The following is a 4658-nucleotide window of genomic DNA, read 5'->3' on the forward strand; positions in this document are numbered from 1 at the left end:
TGGTGCCCACTTAAATTTAAGTGCACACCATGTCTTGGCTTTGCGGGGCTGGGTAGATGACTTGGCCGGACGCTTACGTAGGAATCATCAAAAGATCGTAACAGCCCCCAGATGCTGCGGGATCGTCTCAAGAGTTGCACTGTTCTCGCGGCGGAGCATGGGTTTCGTAAAAGAAGTCCGCCCCTGCTCACTTGGGGGTTCGTTCCAGCAACAGAGCCAGTGCTGCTGTATTGAATGGTTCAAGCGGGTTTGCTCGGCAGTAATTCTCCAGCCAGAGTTGTACGCTGATAGAGTCAGTGCCTTTGAAGTATTCAATTTCTGACATGAGGCTTGAGTAGCTGACGAACCCTGACAGCCACGCCATGAACAGATTCAATGATTGGGGGTAACCGGCCCTTTTTTCATCTGTAGCAGCGACGAACTTCCCACATCCCAGAGCCCCGTATCCATAGGCCATTCCAACCGCCGTCGCGGGACCAGATGTCATTGCCGCTACCAGTGCAACCGCTACTGCTATCCCTGCCTTCATGATCATATTCCCTTATATGGCGAACTGAGCTTGCCGCCCCGACTTCTAGAGACTACTCGTCGTCTTCCTCGTCATCGTCGACATCATTTGATGAAGTAGTCCCGCTGTTTTCATCGATGTACGACTGGCACCCTTCGTTGAAAGAGGCAGATGGAGTGCTGCAAGACGACTCATCGTCTACATCGTTCTGCTCAGCCCAGTCATACCCCGCTTGATGCCCTGAGCAGTCGCCCTTGCATTGATAGCCATCGAACGTAGCAGCGGTAGCTGTTGTGCTGCCCAGCACTGATACCAGTAGCGTCATTGCAAATAACATCTTCATGATGGTGAACCTCCTTGTGCATCACCCGATCCTACTCCTTCGGTGTGTCCTATCGTCACTCATTCACCCTGAAGATGCTTCCCGATGGATTTGAATTGGACTGACGGGGCATGGGATTCTGTGGAAAGCGACTCCAACCAGGATGAAGACATGACAGAGCCGTACAAATGGAAGCACGGTTGGGCTGATGCCTACGCGAGCGACAACGGCACCGTTGTAGACGAGTACCTGACTTGGGTAGTACGACCGTCCCTCGCTGCGTTGGAAGAGCGACGGCAGGAGCTAGCTGCTGATGAAGATGATGTTGTGGCCACCTTTGCCCTGTCAGACCACGAGCGTCTAATCAAGAAGGCACACATGGCGTTCGCTCTGGCCATCCAGTCCCTGTGGGAACAGCAGTTACGCTCCTACCTGACCACGTGTGCAAGTGGCCTCACCATCGAGGGCGTCACCCAGAGGAAGCTGGAGAAAGGCGCATGGGGTGACGAGTTGAACGGGGTGTTCTACAGGGTTCGAGGGATCAAGATGGACACCTTCGACTCTTACACCACGCTGACGCAGTTGCAGATGCTGGGGAACGCTTGCCGTCACGGTGAGGGCGATTCATCAAGGAACCTGCACAAACATCACCCTGAGCTTTGGCCAGCACCGCAGTTGTTCCCTTGGGAAAATGGCGAGAAGGTTTTGCCACCACCACCTGTTCAACACCTGCAAATCACGCTGGAACTTCTGACCCGCTACGTGAGTGCCATCGCACTGTTCTGGATGGACATGGAGCGATATGGAGTGGAAAGCCTTGTGGGTAAACAGCCCGCGTTACACGCCGAGATTGCACGGTTACAAGAGCGTCGGATTCCCTTGCTCGCCATCGTCACAGGGTAGGCCTGGAGCTAGGTCTTGTCCTTAGGCGAGTAGTCGTCATACGCATATCCCAATTGTGTCTTTCCCTGTTCCCGTTCCCGGCTATACATGTCACTCAGGGTCCACTTCAGCCGCTCGTGCTCAATCTTCAGGGCGGCCAGCTCCGTCGAGCTTTCCCGGTACATGACGATCAGTCCGGCGATGTTCTTGTGTGCCCTGCGTAAGTCCCTGCGTGTCGTCTCCAGCTCTGCACACAGCAGATCACAGTGGTGCTTCAGCATCTCCGTGCGGGTTGGCATCCCAAGTTCAAAGCCACTGTCATCGATCAAATCGTCTTCCATCACACCACACGCCGAATACTGTATATAAAAACAGTATACTGACATACGATACGGTTCAATCCGTGGGTGATGGGCGGCAATTCTCCCAAGGTAAAGGGCCATTTCGCTCCGCAGACTGATCAGGACAGGAAGAAGCGCTACCGAGGGAATCAGCCGCTGTAGCCAAGCATGCGGTGATTGTTTGCTGATACCGTTCGAGCAACGGTGTTTGGTACGACCGCTTAACCACATTGAGGCGAGCCTTTAATGCCTCACCGTCAGGATGACCGCACGCCAGAAGTCTTCCTACGCGCCCCATCGCACGGTGATACATCGGTTCAAGGACAGCCCAGCCCGGTATCGACTCGCTCATCACTTCCAACTCCCTGACCGCTGAACGTATACGCTTACGCTCCAACTTAGTTAGGCTTGGAGTGCTATTGAAGACGCTCAACCCTGTTACCGTGACCGGCTGAAAAGTAGCCTCATCAGTCTTGATGCCTTGCCCACGAACACGCATGTGGAGCTTCGTACGCTTCTGATGACAGCCTTTAGCAGCCAACATCCCAGTGATGGTCGAAACAATGCCGGAAAGCTCGCTCGACGATGGCTCGCGGCTACAGGAGATAGTGATATCGTCAGCAAATCGTGAATACTGGAAGCCTCGGTCCAAAAGGTCCTTTACGATCTTTGGTTCAACATCCCAGAAAACCAGGTTGGCGATGTAGCCACTCGTACTAGCCCCTTGGGGCGCACTCCCTTCACGAGTACAAATTGACGATAGCAGGGCCGCTACACTCGCTCCAAATCCGAACAGCCCGCGAAACAAGGCGTCCACTTGGCTTTCCAATATGGATGGGTAGAAGTTCCGGATATCTTGGAGGATGACGAACCTTGCTCCCGCATGCACGGTCGCATTGCTATGAATGCTCCTCGGGGACTTAAGGTCCCTTATGCCTCCGTGAAGATACGCGGGGAAGATAGCTTTGGATAACACCCGGTCAACGAGCTTTCGCTGAACCCGCTTGAGTGGCTCGTGAGCATCATAAGTATCCCGCTTCTTTCCTTTCTTCTCTTGAGGTACATGGCGGTACATTCGGTCAGCACGGATCGCAAGGCGCTCTAGCAGACGTTCGCTCTCGCCCAGCGCCAAGGCTAATGCCTGGATACTGTGAATAGGCTTGAAAGGGTACGTAGGAGCGTCCATATTCCGATCCCTAAAATGAAGAAAGGCCGATACTCAGATCGGCCTTTCAGAATTCGAATGATGTGATTTGTTGCGTCATGAGAGAACAACCTCAAGGAGTTTGCCTACAACCTCGCAGGCTCCGTCCCAGTACTCCTGCTTACGTTCCCATATCTCCAAAAGCACTTGGCGAATCAGAAGTCCCTCCACCGCATAGCGGATTCGTTTCAACCGACTGCTTCTTCCTTCGTTGCTATGAGAACGTTCACTATCAACTGTAACGCGGGTGTCTTGGATATTGTGCTTTTTCAGAATAGTCCGAGAACGGACTGCTTTCTTCTTACGCATGGTTGTAGCTCCTTCGCCGGCGAAATTGCCGCCGCCAAAGCATTCCGGGCCGAATGGAACTTCCAAGACACCACTACAAACCACAGTTCTGCTTATTGATATTGATTTATCAATATCGATAAGCCGTCGCCGCCACAAACTTCGTCACCATAGAATTCATCCGTCAACACATGCCAATTGCGTAAACCGAACAGCTTTACGTTAACGAGGAACACTTCGCCAGCGCATAAAGCAAACGCTAACGCGGAACACTTCGATGACGCGCGGCCCAAGCACAGGACACACACATAGGACGACCTAGGGGACTGAGTCGTTGCGGAGAGGTAGCTTTGAAGAACACCAAAGCTGGTCAGTTTCCCGACCACCAACTGCAAGCCCAGAGAATATTCACCATGTTTAAAGAGCACCTGGACGGTACGCCCAGCGACTTCCTTATACCCCTCGCCAAGTCGCATGGCAATCAAATATGTCGATGTGCCATTAAGGGCTGAGAAAAGCGCGGAAGAACTTCGACTTTCCTCGCACCCCCAAGGATGCTCGAATAAAACGATGCGACCTGAACGGCAACGATGGCGAGAGTAAAATGGTCAAGGTAAGATCGTCAGCACAGTGCACCACTTAGGTGTACCTAAACGCTGTCACACTTCGAGTTTTTTGACTGACAAATCCTTGTAGAATCAAGGATTTAGAGATAGGTGGTGCCCCCACCAGCCACACCCCGGCACACAATGTTCCCGCTGTGGCTGCTTCCTTCCGGATCTGACCAGGTTCACGGGTAATCGTTGCGGGGGGACCGATGGGGTCACCATAACGACGCTCACCTGACGGCGAGCCGCGCCATTGTACCTATCTGCGGCGAAGTTACAACCGTTGGTTTCGGATAAAAAATATCAGTCCGGTCAAGGACATGCGCTAATGATAAAAATCAGCCTGTGCAGGAGCGAGCTTGCTTTGCGATGAGCGCTGACGCGTGCTGTCTGGATCAACGCGTCGCCCTCACGGTCTTCGCGAGCAGGCTCGCTCCTATGTATGGACTCGCCCCCACTTTCAACCCGCTTTTGAACACTGCTACCCGGTTGCATCTATGTATAA

At 53.1% G+C, this 4658-nt stretch carries 6 protein-coding genes and 1 other RNA gene; 1 reads left to right on the forward strand and 6 read right to left on the reverse strand.

Annotated elements, in window-relative coordinates; genetic code table 11:
• Positions 1–187 precede the first annotated feature (187 nt).
• Both JQF37_RS31070 and JQF37_RS31075 read right to left on the reverse strand, forming a co-directional pair.
• Positions 188–529, reverse strand: a complete 342-nt coding sequence (locus tag JQF37_RS31070) for a hypothetical protein (RefSeq protein ID WP_130211603.1) — start codon at positions 527–529, stop codon at positions 188–190.
• Between the two features lie 52 nt (positions 530–581).
• Positions 582–851: a hypothetical protein gene (locus JQF37_RS31075; RefSeq protein ID WP_223272748.1), complete on the reverse strand. Its 270-nt coding sequence runs from the start codon at positions 849–851 to the stop codon at positions 582–584.
• Between the two features lie 84 nt (positions 852–935).
• On the opposite strand from JQF37_RS31075, the gene JQF37_RS31080 reads away from it, so the two are divergent.
• On the forward strand, positions 936–1733 hold the full coding sequence (locus JQF37_RS31080; protein WP_130211604.1) for a hypothetical protein: 798 nt from the start codon (positions 936–938) through the stop codon (positions 1731–1733).
• Positions 1734–1741: 8 nt separating this feature from the next.
• Here the strand turns inward: JQF37_RS31080 and JQF37_RS31085 are convergent, their stop codons facing one another.
• The 4 genes from JQF37_RS31085 to ffs form a co-directional block, all read right to left on the reverse strand.
• A complete protein-coding gene (locus JQF37_RS31085; RefSeq protein ID WP_130211605.1) occupies positions 1742–2053 on the reverse strand; it encodes a hypothetical protein in 312 nt (103 codons plus the stop codon).
• A gap of 55 nt (positions 2054–2108) precedes the next feature.
• On the reverse strand, positions 2109–3239 hold the full coding sequence (locus JQF37_RS31090) for a reverse transcriptase family protein (RefSeq protein WP_130211606.1): 1131 nt from the start codon (positions 3237–3239) through the stop codon (positions 2109–2111).
• Between the two features lie 75 nt (positions 3240–3314).
• On the reverse strand, positions 3315–3566 hold the full coding sequence (locus tag JQF37_RS31095; RefSeq protein ID WP_130211607.1) for a hypothetical protein: 252 nt from the start codon (positions 3564–3566) through the stop codon (positions 3315–3317).
• 702 nt (positions 3567–4268) lie between these two features.
• Positions 4269–4365, reverse strand: an RNA gene (gene ffs, locus JQF37_RS31100) — signal recognition particle sRNA small type.
• Positions 4366–4658 lie beyond the last annotated feature (293 nt).

This window comes from Pseudomonas sp. MIL9 (genome assembly GCF_016887925.1).
GTDB classification, from domain to species: domain Bacteria; phylum Pseudomonadota; class Gammaproteobacteria; order Pseudomonadales; family Pseudomonadaceae; genus Aquipseudomonas; species Aquipseudomonas mohnii.

Coding starts and splice junctions, on each gene's coding strand:
- JQF37_RS31095 (WP_130211607.1), bottom strand. CDS start 3,566: ATGCGTAAGAAGAAAGCAGTCCGTTCTCGGACTATTCTGAAAAAGCAC.
- JQF37_RS31085 (WP_130211605.1), bottom strand. CDS start 2,053: ATGGAAGACGATTTGATCGATGACAGTGGCTTTGAACTTGGGATGCCA.
- JQF37_RS31075 (WP_223272748.1), bottom strand. CDS start 851: ATGAAGATGTTATTTGCAATGACGCTACTGGTATCAGTGCTGGGCAGC.
- JQF37_RS31090 (WP_130211606.1), bottom strand. CDS start 3,239: ATGGACGCTCCTACGTACCCTTTCAAGCCTATTCACAGTATCCAGGCA.
- JQF37_RS31080 (WP_130211604.1), top strand. CDS start 936: ATGGATTTGAATTGGACTGACGGGGCATGGGATTCTGTGGAAAGCGAC.
- JQF37_RS31070 (WP_130211603.1), bottom strand. CDS start 529: ATGAAGGCAGGGATAGCAGTAGCGGTTGCACTGGTAGCGGCAATGACA.